We start from the raw sequence: 24,765 nt of genomic DNA on the forward strand, positions 1-24,765 counted from the left end.
AAGAAGAGTTATCACCAAATCAGTTGGAACCGAAACAGAACCTAAGACCTGCGGATGCGAAACTCGTTAGCCACAGGGCCCTTGTTCAAGCCAGTCACAACTGTTTCCCGATAGCCGGCTTGTCCGGCACCTGGAAGTCTTGTCGCTTCAAGTGAAGGACGGTGCTGGAATTCCAGGACTGTATAGGGCCTTTGGTAAAGCCAACTGCGATTCTGAATTGCCAAGGGGTCAGATGATGGTGGGTCTTCTTCGGTGAAAGCAAAGAAATAGAGCGTGAAACCAAAAGCTTCTACCGGCATGATTGCCAGCAGCTTCATGCCCAGGGCGTCACAGCTTTCGAACATTGTCGCTGTTTCCCGGCAACGCAGTGTCAAAAGGTTCAAGGCTGGACCGCCACCCAGTTTGCCTGGTTTTGTATCTTTAGGGCTTCGCTCACCCTTAAAACAATGCGCAATCAGCTCGACCGCAAACCCCTCCGGGTCCTCGAAATGGGCCAGATAGCCAATATCGCGGAATTGTTCGGGCGCACTGACTTTCACGCCTTTTCCGGCGAGCTGCTGACAGGCCAGGTCAAGATCTGGCACGGCCAAGGCAATTTTCCAATAAAGATCGTCGGCAGATCCGCAATAGGACACGGTTGCCTGCTCGAATTTGAGCCTTGCCTCTTCACCGCCATAGCCGACAGAGCCATCCCCCCAATCCTTCATTCCAAGGACATCACAATAAAAGCGTCGTTGTGCTTCAGGGGCCCGGCATGTCAGCGTGATCCATTCAATCTTGGGCATACGACAATCTGCTCCTTTGATCCTTGATTATGCCGGTACGCCTTCTTCCCGGTTTATGACCTGCTGGTGAAAGGCAGTCGCGAAGACCTCAAAAATAAGTCATCGAAACACAGATCTGTGCTGACGAACCCTCAAAATCATTCCAATTAGCATGTTTTGGGCGTATTTTTTTGTCATGGCTTCCCTTGGGACACCACTTGCCGGACGGAATCAAGACGCGTATATAAGTCTCAAGATGACGTTTACGGAAACGTAAGCTCATACTGCATTCCGGCGAATCTGGGAGGATTTCCATGCCGAGTTATACAGCACCCGTCGATGACACACTCTTCCTCTTAAGAGACGTATTCGGGTACGAACGCTATTCCAACCTTCCAGGCTTCAGTGACGCTCCTTTGGATCTGGTTGAAGCGATCCTGCGCGAGGGCGGCAAATTTGCCGAAGAAGTGCTTCAACCCCTCAATCAGAGCGGTGACCAGGAAGGCTGCACACGCAATGAAGATGGAACAGTGACAACGCCAAAGGGTTTTGGGGACGCTTACCGCGCATTCTGCGAAAACGGCTGGGGCACTCTTGCAGCTGATCCGGACTATGGCGGCCAGGGCCTGCCCCACACGCTCGCCACCATTTTCAATGAATTCGCATCATCCGCAAACATGGCCTTTTCCATGTATCCCGGACTGACGGCCGGGGCCGTCGCTGCATTGACGTTCCACGGTAGCGACGAACAGAAACAGACATATCTGCCGAACATGATCGCGGGAATCTGGACCGGCACCATGAACCTGACTGAACCTCATTGCGGCACGGATCTTGGCCTGATCCGTACCAAGGCGGTTCCCCAAGAAGATGGCTCATACAAGATCTCCGGCACCAAGATATTCATCTCGGCCGGCGAACACGACATGGCTGAAAACATCGTTCACCTTGTGCTTGCACGGATTGAAGGCGCACCGGATGGTACGAAAGGAATTTCGCTGTTTGTCGTGCCGCGCAATCATGTTGTCGAAGACGGATCGGTGGGCGACAACAACGGCGTTTCCTGCGGATCCATCGAGCACAAGATGGGTATTCACGGCAACGCAACCTGCGTAATGAACTACGACGATGCGACCGGCTGGCTGGTCGGCGAGGAGAACAAGGGCCTGCGGGCCATGTTCACAATGATGAACGAGGCGCGCCTCGGCGTGGCGGTTCAAGGTCTTTCCCAGTCGGAAGTCGCCTATCAAAATGCGGCCACCTATGCCACCGACCGTTTGCAGGGACGTGCACTGACCGGCCCCAAGGCCCCTGACAAGGCGGCAGATCCCATTATCGTACACCCGGATGTGCGCCGGACGCTGATGTCGATCCGCTCGTTCAACGAAGCTGCAAGGGCTCTCGTCATCTGGACAGCTCTTCACGGTGATGTTTCACATCGCTCGGACGACGACGCATCGAAGCAGTTTTCAGACGACATGATGGGACTTATGACCCCGGTCCTGAAAGGCGTGCTTACCGACACCGGATTTGCCAATGCGGTCAACGCCCAACAGATGTATGGCGGGCATGGGTACATAGGCGAGTGGGGAATGGAGCAGTTCGTCCGCGATGCCCGCATTGCCATGATCTATGAAGGCGCAAACGGAATTCAGGCACTTGATCTCGTCGGCCGGAAACTGCCGGCGAATGGTGGCCGTGCAATCATGAGCTTTTTCAACGAAATCAACACGTTCCTGAAGGAAAACAAGGACAATGAAGACCTTGCAGGCTTTACCGCACCATTGAAGAAAGGCGTCGACGATCTTCAGGCGGCCACGATGTGGTTCATGAACAACGCCACCAAAAACCCGGACAATGCCGGTGCCGGTTCGGTCGACTATATGCACCTCTTCGGTTTGGTAGCGCTTGGCTATATGTGGGCCCAGATTGCCAAAACGTCGAAAGAGCAGTTGTCCAACGGCGCAGGCGACAAGGCCGGTTGGCTTGAAAACAAGCTTGCCTTCGGAACTTTCTTCATGGAACGGACAATGCCGGAAACGACGGCACATCTTGCCAGAATCTCAACTGGCTCCGACACAATGATGTCGGTTGCCGCAGAGGCGTTCTGATCTCATTCGGCCCTCTTTGTGAGGGCCGGTAATTCACCCGCGCAAATCGCGACGCGGCGCGCTAGTCTCGCCCCTCAACTGATTTGCCAGGGAGATAATCAAGTTATGGCTGAATTCGTTCTTCACTGCATGGCACAATCGGGTCACTCTTACAAAGTGGCCCTGATGCTGGAATTGTGCGGTGCCGACTGGGAACCCAAGTGGGTGGACTTCTTTAATGGAGAGACCCGTACGGAAGAGTTTCGCACCACATTGAATGAAATGGGTGAAGTTCCGGTTCTCGTCGACGGATCGAATGTACTGACCCAATCCGGCGTCATTCTGGATTACCTGACCGAAAAGTTCGGAAAATTCGGCGGCGACTCGGCAGAAGAACGCCGCGAAGTTCTGCGCTGGACCATTTTCGACAACCAGAAGGTTTCCGGCATGATCGGACCGCTGCGTTTCCTGCGCGCGTTGATCAAAACCGGCGAAACCGAAGTTACCGGCTGGCTAGACGGACGGGTAAAGTCTGCTCTTGCCATCATGAACAAGCACTTCGAACACAACGCTTTCGCTATCGGGTCGAAGCCAACGACAGCCGACTTCTCTCTCTGCGGATATCTTTACGTCAGGGACGAGACCGGCATTGATTTCGCACCCTACCCCCACGTCATCGCCTGGCTGGACCGGATTAAGGCCCTGCCCGGTTGGAAACATCCCTATGACCTCATGCCCGGCCATCCCCTGCCGGACGCCAAGTGAGGATCGTCTGATCTTGAGGAGGAACTGATGCCCGAAGCCTATATTTTCGACCACGTGCGTACGCCGCGCGGCCGCGGAAAAAGGACGGCGCTTTGCACGAAGTACCATCCGTGCGTCTTGCAGCAACGGCTTTGGAAGCCATTCGCGATCGCAATTCATTGGACACGTCCAAAGTCGATGATGTCGTGCTCGGCTGCGTAGACCCGGTCGGAGAAGCGGGCGGCGACGTCGCCCGTGCCGCCGTCTTCGCCGCCGGTTATGCGACGTCGGTTCCTGGTATGCAGATCAACCGCTTTTGTGCCTCCGGGCTGGACGCAGTCAACATGGCGTCCGCCCAGGTCATGGCTGGTCAACACAAACTGGTGGTCGCCGGCGGCGTGGAGAGCATGAGCCGCGTTGGCATAGGCGCGTCTGGAGGCGCATGGCCGATCGAACCGCAAGTCGCCATTCCCTCCTATTTCATGCCGCAAGGTGTTTCTGCCGATTTGATCGCCACCAAATATGGCTTTTCTCGTGACGATTGCGATGCCTATGCCGTGGAAAGCCAGAAGCGTGCCGGGAGATCCTGGGACGAAGGACGCTTCTCCAAATCGGTAGTACCGGTAAAAGACATCAATGGCATCACCATTCTCGATCGGGACGAGCACATGCGGCCAGAAACGGATATGCAGTCGCTCGCTGCGCTCAATGCATCCTTCGAACTGATGGGCGCAATGGGTGGTTTTGATGCGGTCGGCATCCAGGCGCATCCGGAAATCGAAAACGTCAAACATGTGCACCACGCCGGCAACTCGTCCGGCATTGTCGACGGCGCTGCCGCTATCCTGATCGGATCCAGCACGGCGGGCCGCTCCTCCGGACTTAAACCGCGTGCCCGCATCAAGGCATTCGCCAATATCGGTTCCGAGCCTGCCTTGATGCTGACCGGGCCGGTGGATGTTACCGAAAAACTTCTGAAAAACGCCAAGATGGATATGAAGGACATCGACCTTGTTGAGATCAACGAGGCATTTGCTTCCGTTGTCCTGCGGTATCAGCAGGCATTCGATCTCGATCCAGACGTCGTCAACGTCAATGGCGGTGCCATCGCCATGGGACACCCTCTTGGCGCAACCGGGGCCATGATCCTTGGAACCGTACTTGATGAACTGGAACGCAGAGACCTCAACACGGCCCTTGTTACGCTTTGCATCGGCGCGGGTATGGGCACGGCTACCATCATCGAGCGGGTCTGAGCGATGATCAGCAATCTCGACAGGGAATTCGGCCGGATTACCGATTACTGGTCGCCGCGGGTTGTTGCCGATGTCAACAATCAGAGCGTCAAGCTCGCCAAGTTGAAAGGTGAGTTCGTCTGGCACGATCATGCCGACGAAGACGAACTGTTTTTCATCGTCAAGGGCAGTCTGACCATTCAGTACCGCGATCGCGAAGATGCAGTGTTGTCCGCCGGTGACCTGCATGTGGTTCCCAAAGGCGTTGAACACAACCCGCTGGCTGAGAACGAATGCTGGGTGATGCTTTTTGAACCTGCAGAAACCAAACACACGGGCGACGTGGTCGTGGAAGGCACGAAGTCGGCAGCGCAACAGCGCGCCCACTTGACCAACGGCGCTTGAGACCGAGGAGGATTGTCAGATGAACTACAAGAATTTCACCATTGAGACCGATACCGACGGCTTTGCGCTGATCACCTGGGACATGCCGGAAAAATCGATGAACGTCATTGATCTATCGGTCATGGACGAGCTGGATGCCCTGATCGACGAAGTTGCCGGTACCGACGCCATCAAGGGAGCGGTCATCGCATCCGGCAAGACGGCCTTTTCGGGAGGTGCGGATCTGACGATGCTGGAGGGCCTTTTGAGGGATTTCCACATCAAACGCGGAAGCGATCCGGAAGCGGCAGCCAGGGCCTTGTTTGAAGGCTCACGCAAACTGTCTCTCGCCTATCGGAAACTGGAGACCTGCGGCAAGCCGTTCGTGGCCGCTGTTGCCGGCACCTGCATGGGTGGTGGAACGGAGCTTGCCCTTGCTTGTCACGCAAGGGTCGTCGATGAGAGCCTGAAAATGGGTTTGCCGGAAATAAAGGTCGGCTTGTTTCCTGGCGCCGGCGGCACGCAGCGCGTCATGCGGATGACAGATGGCCAACAAGGCATGCAATTCCTGTTGCAGGGACGAACATTGCGCGCTCCACAGGCCAAGCAAATGAAACTGGTCGATGAGGTGACCGGCACCAGGAAACTGGTCGCCGCTGCCAAGAAGATGCTGAAAGCAGGAATTGATCCGGTCAAGGATTGGGACAAGAAGGGCTACAAGCTGCCCAACGGCAAGATCTATTCGCCTGCAGGTTTTCAGTTCTGGCCTGCGGCCAATGCAATTTACCGGCGCGAGACCCACGACAATTATCCCGGCGCGCGCTATCTGCTGCACTCCGTCGTTGAAGGACTTCAGCTGCCGATGGACCTCGCATTGCAGGTGGAAAGCCGGTATTTCGCCAAGGTGCTGCAAACGCCTGAAGCCGCCAACATGACACGGTCGCTCTTCGTGTCGATGCAGGAACTCAACAAGCTGGCACGCCGCCCGCTGGACCAGCGCCCGAACAAGATCAAGAAGGTCGGTATTCTTGGAGCCGGGTTCATGGGCGCCGGCATCGCTTATGTATCGGCTAAGGCCGGAATTGATGTCGTGTTGATCGATCGGGATCAGGAAGCCGCGGACAAGGGCAAGGCCCATACCGAACAGCTTATGAGCAAGGCGATCAAGCGTGGCCGGGCCAGTGAAGACCAAAAAGAAAAGCTGCTGGCCAAGATCGCAGCGACCACCGACTACGACACCCTCGCCGACTGCGACCTCGTCATTGAAGCGGTGTTCGAGGACCGGGATATTAAAAAGACCGTGACGGAAAAGGCCGAAGCGGTCATGAAATCTCGCGCAATTTTTGCATCCAATACGTCAACACTGCCGATCACGTCTCTCGCCCAGGCCTCCAAGCGACCGAAAAACTTCATCGGCATCCATTTCTTCTCTCCCGTCGACAAGATGATGCTGGTTGAAGTGATCCTTGGAAAACGCACATCGGACCGGGCCCTCGCACTGGCGCTCGATTACATCAAGGCAATCAAGAAGACACCCATTGTGGTCAATGACAGCCGTGGTTTCTATACCTCCCGCGTTGTCATGACCTATATCCGCGAAGGCCTGATGATGCTTGCCGACGGTGTTCCGGCGGCGATGATCGAAAATGCGGGCAAGATGGCCGGCATGCCTGTTGGCCCGCTCTCGCTTGGCGACGAGGTCGCACTGGATCTCGCCTGGAAGATCGTTTCGGCGACACGCAAGGACCTTGGCGTCAAATACGTCGAAGGACCTCTGGACAACATTCTGGAAGAAATGGTGGTCAAGCGCGAACGCTTCGGACGCAAGAACGCCAAGGGCTTCTATGATTACAAAGGCAAGGAGAAGAGCCTGTGGCCAGGCATTCCGGAGGTTATCGGCCAGCCGAAGCCGGCTGAAAGCTTCAACATTGAAGAACTGAAGCAGCGCCTCTTGGTGATGCAGGCTCTGGAAACTGCACGGATATTCGAGGAAAAATGCCTGACCGATGTACGCGAAGCTGACGTCGGCTCGATCCTCGGCTTCGGGTTCGCACCCTATTCCGGCGGCACCCTGTCTTATATCGACATGATGGGCACGCCCGCATTCGTGGAGCTTTGCAAAAAATTCACCCGCAAATGGGGCCCGCGTTTCAAACCCAACAAATTGCTCCGCGACATGGCCAAGGACAACCAAAGCTTTTACGGGAGATTCCGCCGAAAGCGCCTCAAATGGACAAGGACGCCGCTTAAACTTCACGCAGATACCGCCTCTTTTCTGAGGCGGTATTGTCATTTTTACCTAAATCGCACGTGATATATGTTAGCAAATCACGTCAAAACTTGATCCTTCACGACTTGTCATGCACATTTCGTAAAAGAGCTGTGCACGTCGGCTGGAGTTGGGAATGTCGCTTGATGGCGAATGGGCGCGCGCGGACGTTTTCCGCGTACTGCGTGATATTTGTTCAAACGAAGATTTGGACTGGCCCTATCTGGCGCAACGTTACAACTTTGACCTTGCGAGCCTGGAAGACCCTCAAGGCGTGGTTCCTATAACCGCGTGGCACGGGGTCTTTGAATATATTGCCGAAAAACTTGGCAACGATGCCGTCATGTTCGACCTGTTCAACAATGTCGACATCGGCTGTTTTTCCATTTTCGACTATCTCTTTGCCTGTGCGCCTACTCTGCGTGATGCATGTCAGGCCTGGGTGAAGTTTATTTCGATCCGCACCAATGCATACCGGATGACCTTTGAAGAAGATGAGACCGGCGGCTACGTTCAGTGGCCAATCCTGGAAGGACGCGGTGAATGGCGGCAGAACATGTTCGCGCGGATGGGTTGGGCGACGCAGCAGCTGGAACATGCTCTCGATATGAAAACGCCACCGATCATGATCGAATTGGCGACTTCGGAACCCAAAAACAGATCCGCTTTTCAGAAAAAGTACCAGGGGCGTATCCGATTCAATTCGCCCCATAACAGGATCGCTCTGCCAAAGGCTCTGTTATCACGCCCGCTTCGCCGCAACGATGCGCATCTTTACGATATCATCTTGAAATCGGCCTTGGGCGAACTGGACCGTTTCGGTGAGCTGGAAGCGCCGCTGTCCAGAATTGCGAATGAAGTCGCATCCAACCTGGCCGACGGCTCCTGCACCTTGCCGCATGTGGCGGCAAAACTCGGCATGTCGCAACGTGCCGTGCAGCGCCTTCTGGAAAAGGAAGGCACGAGTTTTCGCAAGCTTAGCGAGGAAATCCGCAGATCGGCAGCAGAAAGATACCTCCGCAGCACGGATCTGCCCATGAAGGAAATTGCCTACCTGTTGGGCTTTTCAGAACTCAGCACGTTCTCCCGTGCCGTGAAGGCGTGGTTCGGAGTATCTCCCCGCAAGGTTCGGGAAGCTCCGGAGAAGCCGCTTTCGATCAGTGGAGATCCTGCTTCTGACGAGCGCGTCAAACAATTCTCACGGCCCGCGCTGAAAAACAAAGGTGCGTCCGCATCCCAGCCACGCCTGCGGGAAGCGATTACAGCTGACTGATAAGAAATGGAAGAATTGTGGCACGGTGGTACTTTCGGGCAAGTGAGCCACCGTGCCTAAGAACATTCTTTTTGCCGCCAGGTACCAAAAACTCCCGCTTAGCTACCTGTCTCCAAAAACGGTTTCGGACTACGACGTGCATAGAGACCGATCCGCCTTCGATATTTTTTCGGCCCATCCCGCAGTGTGATCGTTTTGTTTGCCAAACCCGTTTTTCCGCGCCGGGCCGGCGAATATCTTTCACCACAGGTAGAGGTTGGTCAGCGTGCCGCGATTGTGGGATTTCGCTCTGCTACCGATTTATCCAACCTAGAATCATCATTACCCATTATGCCAAGTAAGTAATTGGCCTGACGCGTAAAGGATTTTACCATTTACGCCACCACATACAATTATTCGGGGTTTTGACCCCATCCGATGCCCTGCCATTGTAATCCGAAACGATTGTTCCTAACTTTCGGAACAATTCAGAAGTTAACGCAGGATCAGGAGAATCGCATGTCAGACACCGGCTTGAGCCGTTTTCTCGGAGGCTCTCCCGCTCAGGTGCTGTTGCGGCTTGTCTTCCTTTCCTTCGTGGTTGGGATCGTCTTGTCCGCACTCAACCTGGACCCGATCGACCTGGTCTACATGGTTCTCAACTTTTTTGAGCGTCTGTGGGATATGGGATTCAACGCGATTGGCAGGCTGGGAAATTACCTTGTCATCGGCGCAATTGTGGTCGTTCCGATCTGGTTGGTATCCCGCCTTCTTTCAATGGGCCGGACAAGGAACTAACCGCGCTCGCGGTGCGATGCAGGGTGACATGCCTATCCGCAAGTTCATCGATGTCTGTTGAATAACCGCCGCCGAGCACACCTGCGATCGGGATTCCGAAAGAGCGTGTGCTTTCAATCACCAATCTGTCACGCCGTCTCAATCCTCCCCTTGTCAGTGCGAGCCGGCCCAGACGATCATGTTCATAAGGGTCGACACCTGCGTTGTAGACAACCAGATCCCAGGCCTCGCGCTCCAACAAATCGGGCAACAGTTCGGCGAGCCTCATCAGATAGGCGTCGTCATGGGTCAGATCGGCCAGTGCGATATCGAGATGAGAAGGCACCTTTCGAACAGGGTAGTTTTTCTCGGAATGCATGGAGAAGGTAAAAATATCCGGATCACCTTGAAAGATGTCCGCGGTTCCGTCGCCCTGATGAACGTCCAGATCAACGATCAATGCCTTACCGATAGCGCCATCGGCCTGCATCACCTTGAGTGCAACGGCCACATCATTGAAAACACAAAAACCGGCACCGTGCGCGCGGCGTGCATGGTGGCTGCCTCCGGCGGTATTGCACGCGATACCATGTTCGAGAGCCAGATGACATGTCAGTACGGTTCCCCCTGTTGCACAGCGCGCGCGCAGCGCAATGTCTTCCCGCATCGGGAACCCTATTTCCCGTGCAATCCTGTCCGGCACCTTTCCATTGAAGACCTGATCCACATAAGCTGGATCGTGAGCGAGAGCGACCCACTCGAACGGAGCCGGCCGTGGCCGGTAGAAGTCACCCTGCTCCAATAATCCTTCGTGCCGGATCAAGTCGGCCACGGCCCGAAACTTGTCCATCGGGAAACGATGATTTGCAGGCAGATCAGCGCAATAGGCAGGATGATGAACAATCGGCAGCGGCATGGGTCGCAATATAGGCCAGACGTTCAGGCGTTACACCCCTGCGTGAAAGGGTTCTCATTCATTACAACGCCCTGGAATAACGGGTATGCAGGCTCGTGGATTGACGAAACCGGTCAAGCGGGACAAAGAAGGCGTCAGTCCAATCAGAGATCTCCATGTCACATCCAAGTGCCGCGCCCGAGCCGCCCAAATTTGCATTTTCTGTAACGCATCGATCGGTGCTGGCGATCGCTGTGCCGATGACACTTGCTTATTTGTCGACGCCGCTCCTGGGGCTGGTGGATATGGCGGTTATCGGGCGCCTCGGTGACGCGGCGCTTCTGGGCGGCATTGCGATTGGGGGGATCATTTTCGACCTGGTCTTCACGACTTTCAATTTCCTGCGCTCCGGCACGACCGGCCTGACGGCACAGGCATTTGGCGCCGGGAACGAGCGAGAAGTCCGGGCTACGTTGCTCAGGGCCATTGTCATTGCTCTTCTGAGTGGCCTGGCGGTGATCATCGCCCAACTGCCCCTTAAAGAATTCGGGCTCTGGTTCATGGGCGGCAGCCCGGATGTGCAATCTGCGACCAGACGCTATTTCGACGTACGTGTCTACAGTGCGCCTTTTCTTCTGGCCAATTATGCGATGTTGGGCTGGTTCATCGGACTTGGTCGCGCCGGAACCGGACTGCTGCTGCAACTGGTTCTGAACGGTCTCAACATCATTCTCAGCCTGTGGTTCGTGGTCGGGCTCGGATGGAGTGTGGAGGGCGTGGCGTTTGCCACCGTATTGAGCGAAATATCGGCAACGATTTTTGGACTTGTTCTGATTCTTGCGGCAACAAGGAACGGAAGCTGGCCGGGTGCTGCCATCGTTTTCGATCGCCGCCTGCTCTCGCACATGATGGCTATCAACCGCGATATCATGATCCGCTCATTCACGCTGCTTTATGCGTTTGCCTTTTTCATGGCGCGTTCGGCCGATCAGGGCGACATTGTACTGGCTGCCAATGCGTTGCTAGAAAAGTTCGTCATGGTCGCCGCGTTTTTTCTGGATGGCCTGGCAACAGCTGCGGAACAACTGGCCGGGCGCGCCGTTGGTGCGAAATACAGACCTGCCTTCGACCGGACACTGAAACTGACGGCGCTCTGGAGCTATGCACTGGCTGGGCTTCTTGCGCTGCTCTTTTGGACAATCGGTCCCCTCATGATCGATTTCATGACCACATCGCCCGAGGTCAGGCAGACGGCCGCAACCTTCCTGGTATGGGCGGTGATCACCCCCTTTTCGGCGTGCTGGCATTTCAGATGGACGGAGTTTTTATTGGTGCGACCTGGTCCGCCACCATGCGCAACATGATGTTGCTGTCGCTGGGGCTCTATCTTACTGCCTATTACGCCTTGTTCCCGTATCTGGGCAACCACGGCCTATGGCTGGCCCTTTTGCTTTTCTTCAGCGTACGTGGCTTCACGCTGCTTGCCGTCTGCCAAAGACGCGCGGCTGAAACCTTCAATGAAGGCTGATGTCACGCTTCTTCGCTTGCCCATGCTTCCATGTTGGCATCTCTTGCCTCCCGCAAGGAGGAAAGACCCTGCTCTTCGAGCTTGTCTGATAGCCCGTCCAGAATGTCGCCAACCAATGCAGGTCCCTTGAAAACAAGCGAGGAATAGAACTGCAAGAGGTCAGCTCCTGCAGTGATCTTGGTCCACGCGGTTTCAGCACTGTCAATTCCGCCCACGCCGATGATTGGCAGCTCTGGTCCGGCGAGTTTGCGCGCTCTTGCAAGCATGATCGTCGATTTACGGAAGAGTGGACGGCCTGAGAGACCTCCGGCTTCCTCTGCAGGCCCAAATCCGCTCAGGCCATCGCGGCTTATTGTTGTGTTTGAAACGATCAGCCCATCAACGCCTTTCGACAGTACTTCCTCGACAATGTCGGAGAGATCTTCATCAGCAACATCGGGTGCAATCTTGAGAAGCACGGGCACGTGACGGCCAATTTTCTGCGTGCACTCGTCACGCGCAGAAATCACACCGGTCAGGAGCTCTGCCAGGACCGAACGCGCCTGCAGGTCGCGAAGGCCGGGCGTATTCGGCGATGAAATGTTGACGGTGAAATAAGTCGCAATGTCGGCAAAGGCATAAATGCCGCTGACATAATCGGCGATCCGGTCCTCAGCATCCTTGTTCGCCCCAACATTGATACCGACAATACCGGTAAGGTTCCCTCTGGCATCAAGGCGTTTGCGCAGAGCCTCGTGGCCCTCATTGTTAAATCCGTAGCGATTGATAACACCCTGATCGGCAGGCAATCGAAAGACGCGCGGACGCGAATTACCAGGCTGGGGCCTTGGAGTTACGGACCCGACTTCGGCATGACCGAACCCAAGCTTCAGGAGCGCATCCGGCACCTCACCATTCTTGTCGAAACCTGCTGCCATGCCGAGCGGGTTAGGGAAGGTCAAGTCCCACAGTTTCACCGCAAGGCGCGGATCGGAACGAAGTCTTTGACCGGGCAGAACGCCTGACTTCAGCGCAAGTATCGTCATCCGGTGCGCTGTCTCTGCATCCAGAGCGTGAAGGACCTTAAGTGCTGCTTTGTCCAGCCAAGGCAAACTCATTCGTCCATCTCCGGAAAGACATGGTCACCATCCTTGCCGAGAGGCAGTTCCTTGACCCAAACCGCAGTCGCAGGGTCCAGGTCTGCATAAAGGTGCGGAAACAAAGCGCCACCGCGCGAAGGTTCCCACTTCAGCTGATCTCCAAGGACGCCGGCATCAAAAGCTGCCAGAAGCAGGTTCTCCTGACCCACAAAATGCTTTTGCGCCGTTTCGCGCGCCTGATCTGCAGTAGAAAAGTGGATGAAACCGTCTGAAAGATCCACAGGGGCACCCTTAAAGCATCCCTCCTGGATCGCGGTTTGCCAAAGAGATTGAGGAACGATCTTGAAAATCAGCGTCATCCGTGTGCCTTTTCGCGCGACAGCAGTGCGGGTTATTCCAATCCTGCCGTTAGTTCCGCCGGCAGGACACTACTCAAGTGAATTCTGTCGAACAAGCGGATGAACGGTTCCTTGTTCGCACCGCGTCACTTTTTTAAGGATAAACGCTGACACTTGAGCCATGAGAGAAGCCGCAACACCGCAAAATGCGAAATTCGAACCTGACCGCTCTGAAGGCCTCTGTTTTAATTTGCGCACTCGGCATTCATAGCATTTGCCGGTATCATTCACCGTGCCAGTAAAGCGAGTAACAACGGAATGAAACTCAGGCCAGTCTTGGTACCTGCTCTCGTGCTGACTGCCGCCGGCGGTCTGCTTGCGTTGCTGTTGTTGGCTGATCCGCCCGACCTGTCCGCCGATCGGCAATCCGGTGGCCATGATGGTCAGCTGGCAAAGGCATTGGTGGCAGACGACCAAAACAACACACCTGGTGCGCAAACATCTACGCCTGCCCCGGCAGCACCTGCTCCTCTTCCAGGAAACATCCGGGATGTCTCACCCGACGGCGTCAGCGCGCCAAAAGTGAGCGGCGGCTTGAAACGCATTTCGCCTTCCAAACGCTATCTGGAACTCAAGGATCCACCGGTTGAGCCGATCCCGGATGGCCCCCTGGAACTTGTCAGGGTGCAGGTTCTTGATGGTGGCCGGCTGCGTGCGAACCAAATTACGGTCAAGCTGGCTCACATTATTCCGCTAGAGCCGGAAGAGACCTGTGTCTCCCGCCTTGGCGGCACCTGGCCTTGCGGAGCCCGTGCCAGAACTTTCCTGCGCGGTTTGATCCGTCAATTCAAGGTCAGCTGCGAAAAGATCGAAGACCTCGGATCCCGGCAAATCCTGGCAACCTGCAGCAGGGGCAAGATAGATCTCAGCACCCGGTTGGTCCGCTATGGATGGGCGGACCCGCTTGAGAATGCGCCAGACAATCTGCAGGAGCTGGCTCTCAAGGCCAAGGAAAGAAAGATCGGCAAATGGCAGGCAGAATGGCTGAAAGACCTGCCGGCAACACAATGGGAAAATGACCCGACTGCGGCATTGCCCGGCCTCGAGGTCATCGAGCCTGAAATCGTCGAATGGAGCCTCAGAGCCGACCCTGAAGCACCGGAAGACGACACCTCTCTCTTCGGCCTAGGCGACCCCGCCATTGCTCCCCAGCAATAAGCCCGATGACCATTCACTTAAGGCTTTGAAAGGCGGCAGTTGCGCCGCCTTTCCTGTTTAGGCCGAGAGTTCGCCCGCGAGTGCCTTGCGGATCATTTCCCGGGTCTCGGCGATCCCGTAAAGAGCGACGAATGAGCCGAAACGCGGGCCCTTTTCCTGGCCGAGCAAAAGCTGGTAAAGCGCGGAGAACCAAGCAACCGAAACGCCGGGACCACCGTCAGGGCCTTTTTCTTCGGATCCTGGTATCGCTCAATTGCGCGCGCAACATCGAGCACTGCATCCTGGATGGCTGCACCGTCGGCGTCTTGTGGCAAGGCGGCCAGTTTTTCGTCCAGCTGGCGAAGCGCCACCTGTTCAGTTTCATCGGGTGCCTTGAAAGACTTGGTCGGTCGAACGAAGTCCTCAAAGTAACGGATCGCATAGCCGACAAGCGCATCCAGGTCCGGATGCGTCGCGGGTGTGACGCCCGGCGCATACCGCGAAATAAAGGCCCACAGGACGTCTTTGTTCTCCGCATTGGAGGCCGACACCAGATTGAGCAACATGGCAAAAGGCACCGGCAAATCGATCTTCGGAATGTTACCGGAGTGGATGTGCCAGGCCGGGTTCTGCAGCTTTTGCTCCACCGGCATCTGCTCGTATTTCTGAGCAAACGTATAGTATTCGTCGACAGCTTTCGGAATGACGTCGAAATAGAGCTTCTTTGCCGTTTTGGGCTTCTGATAATTATACAACGCAAGGCTTTCAGGCGCTGCATAAGTCAGCCATTCGTCAATGGACAGACCATTGCCCTTGGACTTGGAGATTTTTTCTCCCTTTTCGTCCAGGAACAGCTCATAGACATAGTGTTCCGGAGCCTTTCCGCCCAGAATGTTGCAAATCTTGTCGTAGATCGGCGCATTGGTCATGTGGTCCTTGCCGAACATTTCAAAATCGACATCGAGCGCAGCCCAGCGCATACCAAAGTCCGGCTTCCACTGAAGTTTCACCTGTCCCCCGGTCACCGGCAAGGTGATGTCGTCACCGGTTTCATCCTGGAACGTAATGGTGCCGTCTTTTGCATTCACCTCTTTCATCGGCACATAAAGCACGCGCCCTGAACTTGGCGAGATCGGCAGGAACGGCGAATAGGTTGCCTGTCGCTCTTCCCCCAGCGTCGGCAACATCACGTCCATGATCTTCTGATATTTTTCAGTTGCCAGGATCAAGACTTCGTCGAACTTTCCGGACTTGTAATACTCCGTCGCGCTCGCGAATTCGTAGTCGAAACCGAATGTATCGAGGAACCGGCGCAACATCGCGTTGTTATGAGCAGCGAAGCTGTCGAAGTCCCCGCCGAACGGATTGGGAACGGTGCTCAGCGGCATTTGCAGATACGGCTCAAGTGCCGCCCGATCCGGAACATTTTCCGGGATCTTGCGCATGCCGTCCATATCATCGGAGAAGCAAAGAAGACGCGTCGGTATCCTGTCTTCGGTGAGCAAACGGAAAGCTGTGCGCACCATGGTTGTGCGCAACACTTCGCCGAAGGTTCCTATATGAGGCAGACCGGACGGACCGTAACCGGTTTCAAACAGAACCGGCTTTTCCGGATCCCGCTTCTCGATACGTTTGACCAGTTTTCGCGCTTCTTCGAACGGCCAGGCTTTCGATTTCCGGGCCGCCTCGACAAAGTCTTGCGAAAGGTCAAGCGGAGGCAGGGATTGGTCGGTCATTTTTTGAATTCGTTCTGTTTGTTTGGATGAATTGCGCAGCATAACGGAATGCTTTTTGAGACTTCAGGCCAAATGCTGCGGCGCGACACTAGATCAAGCAGCATTCATGTGCAATCACATGTCGCAAGTCCATGACTTGAAGCTTTCACGCCAAGCCTATACACCGGGCCTTCGAATTGAAAATAACCGGCGCCACTGGAGAATGCATAGTGACTAAGAATGAGCCGATCAGCGTACAGGAAGCCCTCATCTATGTGATGGTCATCGTTTCGGCGTCGGACAACGAAATGACCGATATGGAACTGGCGACGATTGGCGATGTGGTCAAGATGCTCCCGGTTTTCCAAGGGTACGACAGCGCGCGGATCATCCCGGCTGCGCAGCGCTGCGGCGACATTCTGCAGGAAGACGATGGTCTCAAACTGGTGCTGGAACTGGTCGGCGACGTGCTTCCGGCCAAGCTTTACGATACGGCGTACGCACTTGCTGTCGAAGTTGCAGCGGCCGATCTTCACGTTGAACAGGAAGAGCTGCGCATTCTCCAGCTGCTTCGTGACCGCTTCAGTCTCGACAAGCTAACCGTGGCAGCGATCGAACGCGGAGCAATTGCGCGCCATCGCTCGGTCTAAGCAGGGCGGACAGGTGCGTTGAAGAAGCCGAGGCCAAGGCGCAACTGGATCTTCCCGACTATCTTTGCCGGTCTTGCGGCGATCATTTTAGCTGCACTCTTGGTCTTTCTTTCCGGCCTTGAAGACTTTGAGCTTTCAAAGTTTGAAACACGCGAGCTCAGTTTTCAGGACGAACGGCACCAGATTTCCGGGTCGTTGATCTTGCCGGTTGAACACCCGACTTCGCTTGTACTGCTGATCCACGGCGACGGACCGGCAGACAGGTTTGCCAATGGCGGTTATCTGCCGCTCATCAACGCACTCCTTGATGGTGGTATCGCAGTCTTTTGCTGGGACAAACCAGGGATAGGTAAAAGCGAGGGCGACTGGCTGCAGTATTCGCTCGCCGAGCGCGCGCGCCTTGCGGAGGCGGCACTGATTGCTTTGGCGGCGGAAGAGGACCTCTCAGAGGTTCGCAAGGGCGTTCTTGGCCTCTCTCAGGGCGGCTGGGTGGTTGCGGACCTCGCCGCAGGCAAAACCAGCGCAGATTTCGCAATCATCATTGGCGGTGCCGTCAACTGGCTTCGGCAAGGCCAATATTATCAGCGTCGCCGTCTTGAAAACGACGGTGCCACCCAGGGCGAGATAGAAACCGCGCTGTCGAAGAGTGCCGCCGCCAATAACCAAATGGCTGACAAAGACTTCGACTATCAGGACTACCTTGAAATTGCCGGGCCAGATCCAATGAGCTCAAGCCGCTTCCAGTTCGTTCGGAAAAATATGTTGGCAGACTCATCCGGTCATCTGACCAAGATCACAATTCCGGTACTGACTTTGCACGGTGGCGAAGATCTGAATGTGGACCCTGACTACAATTCCAGCCGCTATCGGTTTCTCTTGAAATCCGGGCACGCTGCAAATCGAAGCAGCGTAATCAAAGGTGGTACGCATAGTCTTTTGCGCGCGGAACTGTTCAACTACCAGCTTGAAAGCCAGATGCCATGGTGGTCTCAGGCAGCATTTCTCGCGTTGGGACGATACGCCTATGCGCCCGAAGCGCTGGATTTGCTGACGACATGGACGAGGCAGCACGCGCCCTCACGAACCGGAAACTGACAGTTCGGTTGAATTGGGGTTTCAAGCGCCGAAAGGCCGCGTCAGTTCAAGCTCCGAATGCTGTCGGGAAGATCCAATGAAAACGCAGGTATCGTCACGTTGAAGAGCGTTCCGTCAGGCCGTTCCATCTCATAGGCACCAGCCATGATACCGCTGTCTGTCGCCAGCGGGCAGTGTGAAGAATACTCGTAGGTTTCCCCGGGTTCGATAACCGGCTGTTCTCCGACGACCCCTGGACCATTCACTTCTTCCTGACGCCCAAGACCGTCAGTGATCTGCCAGTAGCGGGATTTCAGTTGAACCGGTTCGCTGCCGCCATTGTGGATCTCGACCATATAGGCCCAGATGAATTCACTTTCTTCCGGGCGCGATTCATCGTCCAGATAAAAAGGTTCGACGGAGACTTCGATTCCTTCGGTTGTGGCGCTGTAACTGCCCGACACGTTTAATCCTTTTGCTTCCGGGTTAGGACCCGTTCATTCAAAACGGGCTTATAAGGCGTATGACGTAAGCGTGAAAGGGACTGACTTGTGATTTCCGAGTGGATTTTGCATGTAGACCGCTGAATTTTTCAATTATGTGACCATCAACATGTTCGATGCCCGAATTCGTCCTCTGATCGATCCGCCCCTGAACCGAATGGGTCAGGCGTTGGCGGCTGCCGGCATCAGTGCAAACGCGGTGACCCTCTTCGGCTTCGCCTTGGGTCTTGTCGCAGCCGTGGCAATTGCTTGCGGCGCAACGCTTGCCGGTTTCTTTCTGATTGGACTGAACAGGCTGGCTGATGGCCTTGATGGCGCGATTGCACGCGCATCCGGCAAGACCGATCTTGGCGGATACCTCGATATCACGCTCGATTTTTTCTTCTATGGCGCTATTCCGCTCGCCTTCGCTGTGCTGGATCCTGCCAACAACGCCCTCCCTGCGGCAGCCCTTCTCTGCAGCTTCTACGCCAACGGCTCAGCCTTTCTGGCATTCGCCATCATGGCGGAACGCAAACAGCTGACGACGGACGCGCGCGGTTCCAAGTCTCTCTATTATCTCGGCGGCCTGGCTGAAGGGGCAGAAACCATAGCCCTGTTCCTGTTGATGGCTCTTCTTCCCGCCTGGTTCCCCGTTTTGGCCTGGGGATTTGCTTTTGTGTGTTTCGTCTCAGCCGCTGCCCGTGTCCTGATTGGCGTCGCCGCCTTGAGAGACTAGGGTTTCATTTCATTTGGCTTTTTACCTTTGAGACCTTCGTCCAGGAGATATCGTGTCTTCCACTCCTCGCTCACCTTGTCCGCAAGTTTGGCAACAGGCAGCGGAATCCCCTTTGCAACCGCGCCATCAAAACCGAGATGCGAAATGAGATCGACAAGGACAGTCTCCGGATCATTGGCCAATCCGTCATAGGTTATCCGGTAGGGATCCAGCCCTTCCCGGGAAAACCAATTGCTCCACTCGTCTTCATATAGTGTGACTTCCTCAACCGTCTGGCGGATCAGCTCCCTGTCGTAGTCCGGTTCTTTCGGTTCGGATGTTCTTTCCAGCTCTGTTCCATCGGGAGCTTTGTGCCAAAGGCCGGTTTGCGTGGCCTTGATCAATGAGATCGCCTGGGAAAGCTTGTCCTGCCGCGTCAAATGGATGATGCATGTTTTTCCAAATTCCGCTTCGAAGCGCGCCAGATCGCTCGAAGCGTCCGGGTGCGTAAATTCGAGCCGGTCAAAGAAAAAGCTTGCGCTTTTCCGCTGCAATCGCAGGCCGAAAAGACTGCTTCCTCCCATACCCTTGGAACGGGAGGCGGAAAAGACTGCCTTGAGAGCCGAAACTTCTTTTTGTAGTCACGGGACTGAAGGTTCAGGGATTTCTGCCAAGCCGCAAGTGTCGGCACGTGGAAATAGGATTCCGGCTTTCCGGCGACGCCTGTTGCCGCCAGCAATTTACACAACAAGGTGCTGCCGCTGCGGGGTGAGGTACAAATGATATAGGCCTGGTAACCGAATTTGGACTGAACCGTCATCTGAGCCACTTCCTGCCCTCAGGTATTCGATGGGCGTTCTTCGGCCCATCCAAGGGTTTCCTTGGCACAACTGGCGCGCCAGTTCACGCTGTTTTGCTCCTTTCGCAATGGTTCGGGCTTACTGTGTTGCCTCTTCACAACGGCCCTGGACAGCATCTCAAATGAAAAGCCCGGCACTTGGCCGGGCTCGTACGTCTAATTTCACGCGCTCATCAAACTGCATTGAGCGCTTTTTCAACGTCTTCCAGAAGGTCCAGCGGATCTTCCAGACCTATTGATAGCCGCAAGATGCCGTCGGAAATATCCAGCTCCGCGCGTGCTTCTTCACCAATCGACTGATGGGTCGTGGTGGCCGGATGGGTGATCAGGCTCTTGGCGTCTCCAAGATTGTTGGAGATCTTGATCGTCTCCAGCGCGTTGGTGAAACGGAAGGCTGCTTCCTTACCACCCTTGACTTCAAAGGCAACCATTGTCGATCCGGCTGTCATCTGACGCTGAACGACATCAGCTTGCGGGTGGTCGGCGCGCCCAGGATAAATCAACCGGCTGATCTTGGACTGGTCCGCCAGAAAATCGGCTACCTTTCCGGCACTCTCGGTCTGGCGTGCCACGCGTAGCGGCAACGTTTCCAGTCCTTTGAGGAGAACCCAGGCACTGAAAGGGCTCATGTGTGGCCCAGTATGCTTGATAAAGGGCATTACCTCGTCAGTGATCCACTCCTCATCTGAAAGAACGACCCCGCCCAGACAACGGCCCTGACCGTCAATGTGTTTGGTTGCCGAATAAACGACAACGTCGGCACCAAGCTTAAGAGGCGACTGATAGAGTGGTGTTGCAAAGACATTGTCGACAATCAGCCGCGCACCGGCTTCCCTGGCGATGTCGGCGACTGCAGCAATGTCGATCACCTCGAGCGTCGGATTGGTCGGGCTTTCCAGAAACAGTGCCTTGGTGTTCGGACGAACTGCTGCTTTCCACTGATCGATGTCGGTGCCGTCAACCAGCGTGCTTTCTACCCCGAACCGCGGCAAGAGTGTCTCGCAAATGTATCGGCATGATCCGAACAGGGCTTTGGCTGCAATCACATGATCGCCCGCCTTGACCGACGCCATCAGCGCCAGATTGACAGCTGCCATGCCGCTTGCAGTCCCGCGCGCAGCCTCTGCGCCTTCCAACCCCTTGATCCGGTCCTCGAACATGCTGACAGTAGGGTTGGCATAACGGGAATAGACATAGCCTGGATCTTCGCCGTTGAAGCGCGCTTCAGCCGCTTCGGCACCGCTATAGGTGAACCCTTGTGTGAGGTATATGGTCTCTGAGGTTTCACCAAAAGGTGACCGCATCGTACCGCCATGCACCAGTGCGGTTGCAGGACGCCAGTTCTTGTTTCCGGTCTTGGTGGTCTCAGTCATGTCTTCCATTGCTCCAAACGCAAAAAACCCCAGCCTCAAGACCGGGGTTTGCACCTCCGGCCTATTTAGCAACTTGTTTAACGTGGCTGCAAGCCGGCCGGCCCAAATCACCACGAAGAGCCTGTTTGTTAAGTGAAAACGTTTCGAAGGTCAATCTCCTTCGGCGAAAAGCCTGCCATCGGCACAAAGCCTGTTGGCGCGGGCCGCCCTATCCGCTAAGGACGATAGGCAAGGAATTTGCGGGAAATCATATGAACGTCACGGCGGGTCAGGTCTTGAACGGTAGCGCAGCACTTTCAGCCAGCGGCATTTTGCCCGAACGCATCATTCAGGAGATGTTCGCAGCCGGCGAAATATCGGCTGCCGAACCTCCAGTCACCGGTCAGATCCAGCCTGCAAGCCTCGATCTGAGGCTTGGACGCGAAGCCTACAGGGTTCGTGCGAGCTTTCTGCCCGGCCCGGAGATCAGGGTTGCCGAGAGGCTGGAGCAGCTGAAGCTTCATACAATCGACCTTTCGGAAAGCGCTGTTCTTGAAACCGGATGTGTCTATATCGTTCCCCTGCAGGAAAGCCTTGCCCTTGCAGCGGACATTTCGGCGACCGCCAATCCGAAAAGCTCCACGGGCCGACTGGATGTCTTCACCCGTGTTATCACCGACAACGGCCTTGCCTTCGACACTATCCCTGCCGGATACGAAGGCCCGCTCTACGCCGAAATTTCACCCCTCACCTTCCCGATCCTGGTCCGCTCGGGCTCGAGGTTGAGCCAGATCCGTTTCCGGCGTGGCCAGTCCCTGATTGCTGACGACATTCTGGAAGAGGTGCACAAATCCCATACGCTTATGAGCGGTGGCAATGAGCGTATCGGCAATGGCGTTCAACTTTCAATCGATCTTGAAGGCAATGGTCCCGACAGCCTGATCGGATACCGTGCCAAGCATCACTCCGGCCTGATTGACGTCGATGTTGTCGGCGCGCAGGACCCGCTCGATTTTTGGGAACCGATCCACCGCCGCCAACGCGGTGAGCTGATCCTCGACCCCAATGCGTTTTATATCCTGGTCAGCCAGGAAGCCGTGCACGTACCACCTGACTTCGCTGCGGAAATGGTGCCGTTCGACCCGCTGGTTGGCGAATTCCGCGTCCACTATGCCGGTTTTTTCGACCCCGGTTTCGGTCATTCCGGAGCCGGCGGCGTCGGCTCGCGCGCTGTTCTGGAAGTCCGGTCGCACGACGTGCCCTTCATTGTGGAACATGGCCAGACCATTGGCCGCCTTGTCTATGAACACATGGCAGAACGCCCGGCAACGCTTTATGGCGAAGGGATCGGCTCCAATTATCAGGGCCAGGCGCTCAAACTTTCCAAACATTTCAGGTCGCCTGCATAGACCGGCATGGCATTCAAGACCGTCACGCGGGAGTTCGAAGGTTTTCTGGAGGACCGGAAGTCCCGGTTTCTTGCTCATCTGGTTCCATTTGAAGTGTTTGACCAGCGGCTGGACGACCTTCGCAAGGAACATCGCAAGGCCAATCATGTGGTCACGGCTCACAGACGGCTTCTTGAAGGTGACCAGATAGAGGAAAGCGGCAAGGACGATGGCGAACCGGCCGGCACGTCCGGCATGCCGACCTTGCGCGTTCTGCAAGGGGCGGAGCTCATCAATTGCGCGGTGCTGATTGTGCGTTATTTCGGTGGCACCAAACTAGGCGGCGGTGGCCTCGCGCGGGCCTATTCCGGCGCAGCTCAGGACGCCATCAACAACGCCGATCTCGTGCCTTTCAGAAAAATGGCGCAAAGGGAGTTCAGTGCGGACTTCGCCCACAGCTCAGACCTGGAGCGACGGGTTGAGGTGCTTGGCCTCAGCGTTGTCGCGCGCGATTACACGGAAAACGGTGTACGTCTTCTCGTTGAAGGTCCCCAGGAGACGCTCGAGGACCTCTAGGATCTGGTCTTGTCGACCTCGGCTCTGAGCGCCTTCAGTTCGGTTCTAAGGGCTTTCACTTCTTCCAGGATCAAGCCCGTATCGTCATGGATCGCCTGCCGGTTTGCATCGGCTTCGGCATCATGTTCTTCCTGCATGGCCGACACGATGATACCGATGAAGAGGTTGAGCACCGTGAATGCCGTGCACAGAATAAAGGGCACGAAGAACAGCCAGGAATAGGGATAAGCTTCCATCACCGGACGGACGATGCCCATGGACCAGCTTTCCAGCGTCATGATCTGGAAGAGCGTATAAAGCGAGGCTCCAAGATCGCCGAACCATTCGGGGAAAGATTCTCCGAAGAGCTTGGTCGCCATGACGGCAAAAACATAGAAAACCAACGCCATAAGGACGACAATCGAGCCCATGCCTGGAAGGGCTGCAATCAGGCCGCCGATCACGCGTCTGAGCGAAGGAACGACCGAAATCAGGCGCAGGACACGCAAGATGCGCAACGAACGCAGCACCGAGAGATTTCCACTGGCCGGCACAAGCGAAATCGCCACGATGACAAAGTCAAAAATGCTCCAGGGATCCTTGAAGAATTTCAGGCCATGCGCGTAGAGGCGCAAGATCAGCTCGACGACGAAAATCCCGAGGATCACCTTGTCGACAAACACCAGCGTTCCGCCAACCTGGTCCATCACCGTCTTGCTGGTTTCCAACCCCAGCGTGATGGCGTTCAGGACGATAATCCCGATAATACAGAATTCCCAATTGCGCGAAGTGACGAGCGCCTTGACCTTGTTTCGCATATATCCGACCTGGAGTGTGCCATCATCATTGGCGCAGTTTGCGCCCGCGCGAACATGGCGATTTCTTTGCCGCAGTGCAAGATCAACAGCTCGTCGAAATCCAACTTCTTGAGTTGACAGACCCGTCCACTCGGCGCAGAAAGCTCCCGGAGCCATCGCGGGTGTAGCTCAATGGTAGAGCAGAAGCTTCCCAAGCTTAAGACGAGGGTTCGATTCCCTTCACCCGCTCCAGCAATTCAGCCGCCTTAAAATCCTCTGCGTCTCGGTCTCGCTGTAATCGGTTGGAACAGTGGTCAGTTCGCTCCTCAGCATTCTTGAGGCATCTGTCCGGCTTAGGCCGAGGTCGCGCAGCAAGTGATCCGGCATCTGCGCCAGGCTTTGCGCGTCCTTCCGGCGCTTCGATTGGCGCTGAAGATTTCGAACAACAATCTGCAACAGTTCCGGGAAAGACGCCCAGGTGAATTGGAGTGGGCTCTGACTTGTTGTTTGATCGCTCATCTCGAGTGCTCCTTTGTCTTGACTGTATTGAAGACTAGGGAGCATCGCTGCACTCGGTGCGCAAACATCTCACTTAACCAAGAATTTTTCGCAAAAAATAGAAG

19 protein-coding genes, 1 tRNA gene, 5 pseudogenes and 1 riboswitch are annotated in these 24,765 nt (G+C 55.6%); of the genes and pseudogenes, 15 read left to right on the plus strand and 10 right to left on the minus strand.

All coding sequences use genetic code 11. From position 1 onward, the window contains the following. Positions 1–41 precede the first annotated feature (41 nt). The gene (locus ACZ1HV_RS08345) at positions 42–785 is read right to left on the minus strand and encodes a VOC family protein (RefSeq protein ID WP_472717812.1); all 744 of its coding nucleotides are present in this window, start codon (positions 783–785) and stop codon (positions 42–44) included. A 293-nt stretch (positions 786–1,078) separates the two neighbouring features. Here ACZ1HV_RS08345 and ACZ1HV_RS08350 point away from each other — a divergent pair, with 293 nt between their 5' ends. The 7 genes and pseudogenes from ACZ1HV_RS08350 to ACZ1HV_RS08380 all read left to right on the plus strand — a co-directional run bounded on the left by ACZ1HV_RS08350 (position 1,079) and on the right by ACZ1HV_RS08380 (position 9,536). Continuing rightward, entirely contained in the window at positions 1,079–2,875 is a 1,797-nt protein-coding gene (locus ACZ1HV_RS08350) for an acyl-CoA dehydrogenase C-terminal domain-containing protein (protein ID WP_472717813.1), read from the plus strand. A gap of 105 nt (positions 2,876–2,980) precedes the next feature. Next, on the plus strand, positions 2,981–3,619 hold the full coding sequence (locus ACZ1HV_RS08355) for a glutathione S-transferase family protein (protein WP_472717814.1): 639 nt from the start codon (positions 2,981–2,983) through the stop codon (positions 3,617–3,619). Between the two features lie 27 nt (positions 3,620–3,646). Beyond that, positions 3,647–4,854 (plus strand): annotated as a pseudogene (locus ACZ1HV_RS08360) (acetyl-CoA C-acetyltransferase). Positions 4,855–4,857: 3 nt separating this feature from the next. After that, entirely contained in the window at positions 4,858–5,238 is a 381-nt protein-coding gene (locus ACZ1HV_RS08365) for a cupin domain-containing protein (protein ID WP_298813477.1), read from the plus strand. Between the two features lie 19 nt (positions 5,239–5,257). Further along, positions 5,258–7,467 (plus strand): annotated as a pseudogene (locus tag ACZ1HV_RS08370) (FAD-dependent oxidoreductase). A 155-nt stretch (positions 7,468–7,622) separates the two neighbouring features. Continuing rightward, positions 7,623–8,759, plus strand: coding sequence for an AraC family transcriptional regulator (locus tag ACZ1HV_RS08375; protein ID WP_298813481.1), 1,137 nt, complete (start codon positions 7,623–7,625; stop codon positions 8,757–8,759). 498 nt (positions 8,760–9,257) lie between these two features. Then, positions 9,258–9,536, plus strand: coding sequence for a DUF6460 domain-containing protein (locus ACZ1HV_RS08380; protein WP_152502913.1), 279 nt, complete (start codon positions 9,258–9,260; stop codon positions 9,534–9,536). Here ACZ1HV_RS08380 and ACZ1HV_RS08385 read toward each other — a convergent pair. Further along, positions 9,463–10,431, minus strand: coding sequence for a histone deacetylase family protein (locus ACZ1HV_RS08385; RefSeq protein WP_472717815.1), 969 nt, complete (start codon positions 10,429–10,431; stop codon positions 9,463–9,465). The genes ACZ1HV_RS08380 and ACZ1HV_RS08385 overlap by 74 nt on opposite strands. Positions 10,432–10,586: 155 nt before the next feature. Between ACZ1HV_RS08385 and ACZ1HV_RS08390 the strand changes: the two are divergent. Next, positions 10,587–11,938 (plus strand): annotated as a pseudogene (locus ACZ1HV_RS08390) (MATE family efflux transporter). A 2-nt stretch (positions 11,939–11,940) separates the two neighbouring features. Here the strand turns inward: ACZ1HV_RS08390 and ACZ1HV_RS08395 are convergent. Then, complete coding sequence (locus ACZ1HV_RS08395; RefSeq protein WP_298813491.1) at positions 11,941–13,035, minus strand: quinone-dependent dihydroorotate dehydrogenase; 1,095 nt, start codon at positions 13,033–13,035, stop codon at positions 11,941–11,943. Continuing rightward, the gene (locus ACZ1HV_RS08400; protein ID WP_298959193.1) at positions 13,032–13,376 is read right to left on the minus strand and encodes a DUF952 domain-containing protein; all 345 of its coding nucleotides are present in this window, start codon (positions 13,374–13,376) and stop codon (positions 13,032–13,034) included. Before ACZ1HV_RS08400 ends, ACZ1HV_RS08395 begins: the two co-directional genes overlap by 4 nt. A 297-nt stretch (positions 13,377–13,673) precedes the next feature. Here ACZ1HV_RS08400 and ACZ1HV_RS08405 point away from each other — a divergent pair, with 297 nt between their 5' ends. Further along, on the plus strand, positions 13,674–14,573 hold the full coding sequence (locus tag ACZ1HV_RS08405) for a thermonuclease family protein (RefSeq protein WP_472717816.1): 900 nt from the start codon (positions 13,674–13,676) through the stop codon (positions 14,571–14,573). 57 nt (positions 14,574–14,630) lie between these two features. Here ACZ1HV_RS08405 and ACZ1HV_RS08410 read toward each other — a convergent pair. After that, positions 14,631–16,288, minus strand: a pseudogene (locus ACZ1HV_RS08410) (lysine--tRNA ligase). 257 nt (positions 16,289–16,545) lie between these two features. On the opposite strand from ACZ1HV_RS08410, the gene ACZ1HV_RS08415 reads away from it, so the two are divergent. After that, complete coding sequence (locus ACZ1HV_RS08415; protein ID WP_298983777.1) at positions 16,546–16,917, plus strand: tellurite resistance TerB family protein; 372 nt, start codon at positions 16,546–16,548, stop codon at positions 16,915–16,917. 18 nt (positions 16,918–16,935) lie between these two features. Continuing rightward, entirely contained in the window at positions 16,936–18,012 is a 1,077-nt protein-coding gene (locus ACZ1HV_RS08420; protein ID WP_472717817.1) for an alpha/beta hydrolase family protein, read from the plus strand. A gap of 41 nt (positions 18,013–18,053) precedes the next feature. Here the strand turns inward: ACZ1HV_RS08420 and apaG are convergent, their stop codons facing one another. Beyond that, the gene (gene apaG, locus ACZ1HV_RS08425) at positions 18,054–18,455 is read right to left on the minus strand and encodes a Co2+/Mg2+ efflux protein ApaG (RefSeq protein ID WP_298813500.1); all 402 of its coding nucleotides are present in this window, start codon (positions 18,453–18,455) and stop codon (positions 18,054–18,056) included. 148 nt (positions 18,456–18,603) lie between these two features. On the opposite strand from apaG, the gene ACZ1HV_RS08430 reads away from it, so the two are divergent. Next, positions 18,604–19,212, plus strand: coding sequence for a CDP-alcohol phosphatidyltransferase family protein (locus ACZ1HV_RS08430; protein ID WP_298813502.1), 609 nt, complete (start codon positions 18,604–18,606; stop codon positions 19,210–19,212). Here the strand turns inward: ACZ1HV_RS08430 and ACZ1HV_RS08435 are convergent. Then, positions 19,209–20,011, minus strand: a pseudogene (locus ACZ1HV_RS08435) (Stf0 family sulfotransferase). The gene ACZ1HV_RS08430 and the pseudogene ACZ1HV_RS08435 sit on opposite strands and share 4 nt — an antisense overlap. A 212-nt stretch (positions 20,012–20,223) precedes the next feature. Further along, on the minus strand, positions 20,224–21,423 hold the full coding sequence (locus ACZ1HV_RS08440; protein ID WP_298813506.1) for an O-succinylhomoserine sulfhydrylase: 1,200 nt from the start codon (positions 21,421–21,423) through the stop codon (positions 20,224–20,226). A 44-nt stretch (positions 21,424–21,467) separates the two neighbouring features. Continuing rightward, a riboswitch (SAM riboswitch) is annotated at positions 21,468–21,547 on the minus strand. A gap of 127 nt (positions 21,548–21,674) precedes the next feature. On the opposite strand from ACZ1HV_RS08440, the gene ACZ1HV_RS08445 reads away from it, so the two are divergent. After that, entirely contained in the window at positions 21,675–22,811 is a 1,137-nt protein-coding gene (locus ACZ1HV_RS08445) for a 2'-deoxycytidine 5'-triphosphate deaminase (protein WP_298813508.1), read from the plus strand. Between the two features lie 6 nt (positions 22,812–22,817). Continuing rightward, positions 22,818–23,366, plus strand: a complete 549-nt coding sequence (locus tag ACZ1HV_RS08450; RefSeq protein ID WP_472717818.1) for an IMPACT family protein — start codon at positions 22,818–22,820, stop codon at positions 23,364–23,366. Here ACZ1HV_RS08450 and ACZ1HV_RS08455 read toward each other — a convergent pair. Further along, positions 23,363–24,163, minus strand: coding sequence for an ion transporter (locus tag ACZ1HV_RS08455; protein ID WP_472717819.1), 801 nt, complete (start codon positions 24,161–24,163; stop codon positions 23,363–23,365). The genes ACZ1HV_RS08450 and ACZ1HV_RS08455 overlap by 4 nt on opposite strands. 157 nt (positions 24,164–24,320) lie before the next feature. On the opposite strand from ACZ1HV_RS08455, the gene ACZ1HV_RS08460 reads away from it, so the two are divergent. Continuing rightward, positions 24,321–24,394 (plus strand) — tRNA-Gly (locus ACZ1HV_RS08460). Here ACZ1HV_RS08460 and ACZ1HV_RS08465 read toward each other — a convergent pair. Beyond that, entirely contained in the window at positions 24,383–24,661 is a 279-nt protein-coding gene (locus ACZ1HV_RS08465) for a DUF1127 domain-containing protein (RefSeq protein ID WP_472717820.1), read from the minus strand. The genes ACZ1HV_RS08460 and ACZ1HV_RS08465 overlap by 12 nt on opposite strands. Positions 24,662–24,765: the final 104 nt, after the last annotated feature.

The sequence above is a fragment of the Roseibium sp. JB4-4 genome (assembly GCF_055693425.1).

Coding starts and splice junctions, on each gene's coding strand:
- ACZ1HV_RS08345 (WP_472717812.1), bottom strand. CDS start 785: ATGCCCAAGATTGAATGGATCACGCTGACATGCCGGGCCCCTGAAGCA.
- ACZ1HV_RS08350 (WP_472717813.1), top strand. CDS start 1,079: ATGCCGAGTTATACAGCACCCGTCGATGACACACTCTTCCTCTTAAGA.
- ACZ1HV_RS08355 (WP_472717814.1), top strand. CDS start 2,981: ATGGCTGAATTCGTTCTTCACTGCATGGCACAATCGGGTCACTCTTAC.
- ACZ1HV_RS08365 (WP_298813477.1), top strand. CDS start 4,858: ATGATCAGCAATCTCGACAGGGAATTCGGCCGGATTACCGATTACTGG.
- ACZ1HV_RS08375 (WP_298813481.1), top strand. CDS start 7,623: ATGTCGCTTGATGGCGAATGGGCGCGCGCGGACGTTTTCCGCGTACTG.
- ACZ1HV_RS08380 (WP_152502913.1), top strand. CDS start 9,258: ATGTCAGACACCGGCTTGAGCCGTTTTCTCGGAGGCTCTCCCGCTCAG.
- ACZ1HV_RS08385 (WP_472717815.1), bottom strand. CDS start 10,431: ATGCCGCTGCCGATTGTTCATCATCCTGCCTATTGCGCTGATCTGCCT.
- ACZ1HV_RS08395 (WP_298813491.1), bottom strand. CDS start 13,035: ATGAGTTTGCCTTGGCTGGACAAAGCAGCACTTAAGGTCCTTCACGCT.
- ACZ1HV_RS08400 (WP_298959193.1), bottom strand. CDS start 13,376: ATGACGCTGATTTTCAAGATCGTTCCTCAATCTCTTTGGCAAACCGCG.
- ACZ1HV_RS08405 (WP_472717816.1), top strand. CDS start 13,674: ATGAAACTCAGGCCAGTCTTGGTACCTGCTCTCGTGCTGACTGCCGCC.
- ACZ1HV_RS08415 (WP_298983777.1), top strand. CDS start 16,546: ATGGTCATCGTTTCGGCGTCGGACAACGAAATGACCGATATGGAACTG.
- ACZ1HV_RS08430 (WP_298813502.1), top strand. CDS start 18,604: ATGTTCGATGCCCGAATTCGTCCTCTGATCGATCCGCCCCTGAACCGA.
- ACZ1HV_RS08440 (WP_298813506.1), bottom strand. CDS start 21,423: ATGACTGAGACCACCAAGACCGGAAACAAGAACTGGCGTCCTGCAACC.
- ACZ1HV_RS08445 (WP_298813508.1), top strand. CDS start 21,675: ATGAACGTCACGGCGGGTCAGGTCTTGAACGGTAGCGCAGCACTTTCA.
- ACZ1HV_RS08450 (WP_472717818.1), top strand. CDS start 22,818: ATGGCATTCAAGACCGTCACGCGGGAGTTCGAAGGTTTTCTGGAGGAC.
- ACZ1HV_RS08455 (WP_472717819.1), bottom strand. CDS start 24,163: ATGCGAAACAAGGTCAAGGCGCTCGTCACTTCGCGCAATTGGGAATTC.
- ACZ1HV_RS08465 (WP_472717820.1), bottom strand. CDS start 24,661: ATGAGCGATCAAACAACAAGTCAGAGCCCACTCCAATTCACCTGGGCG.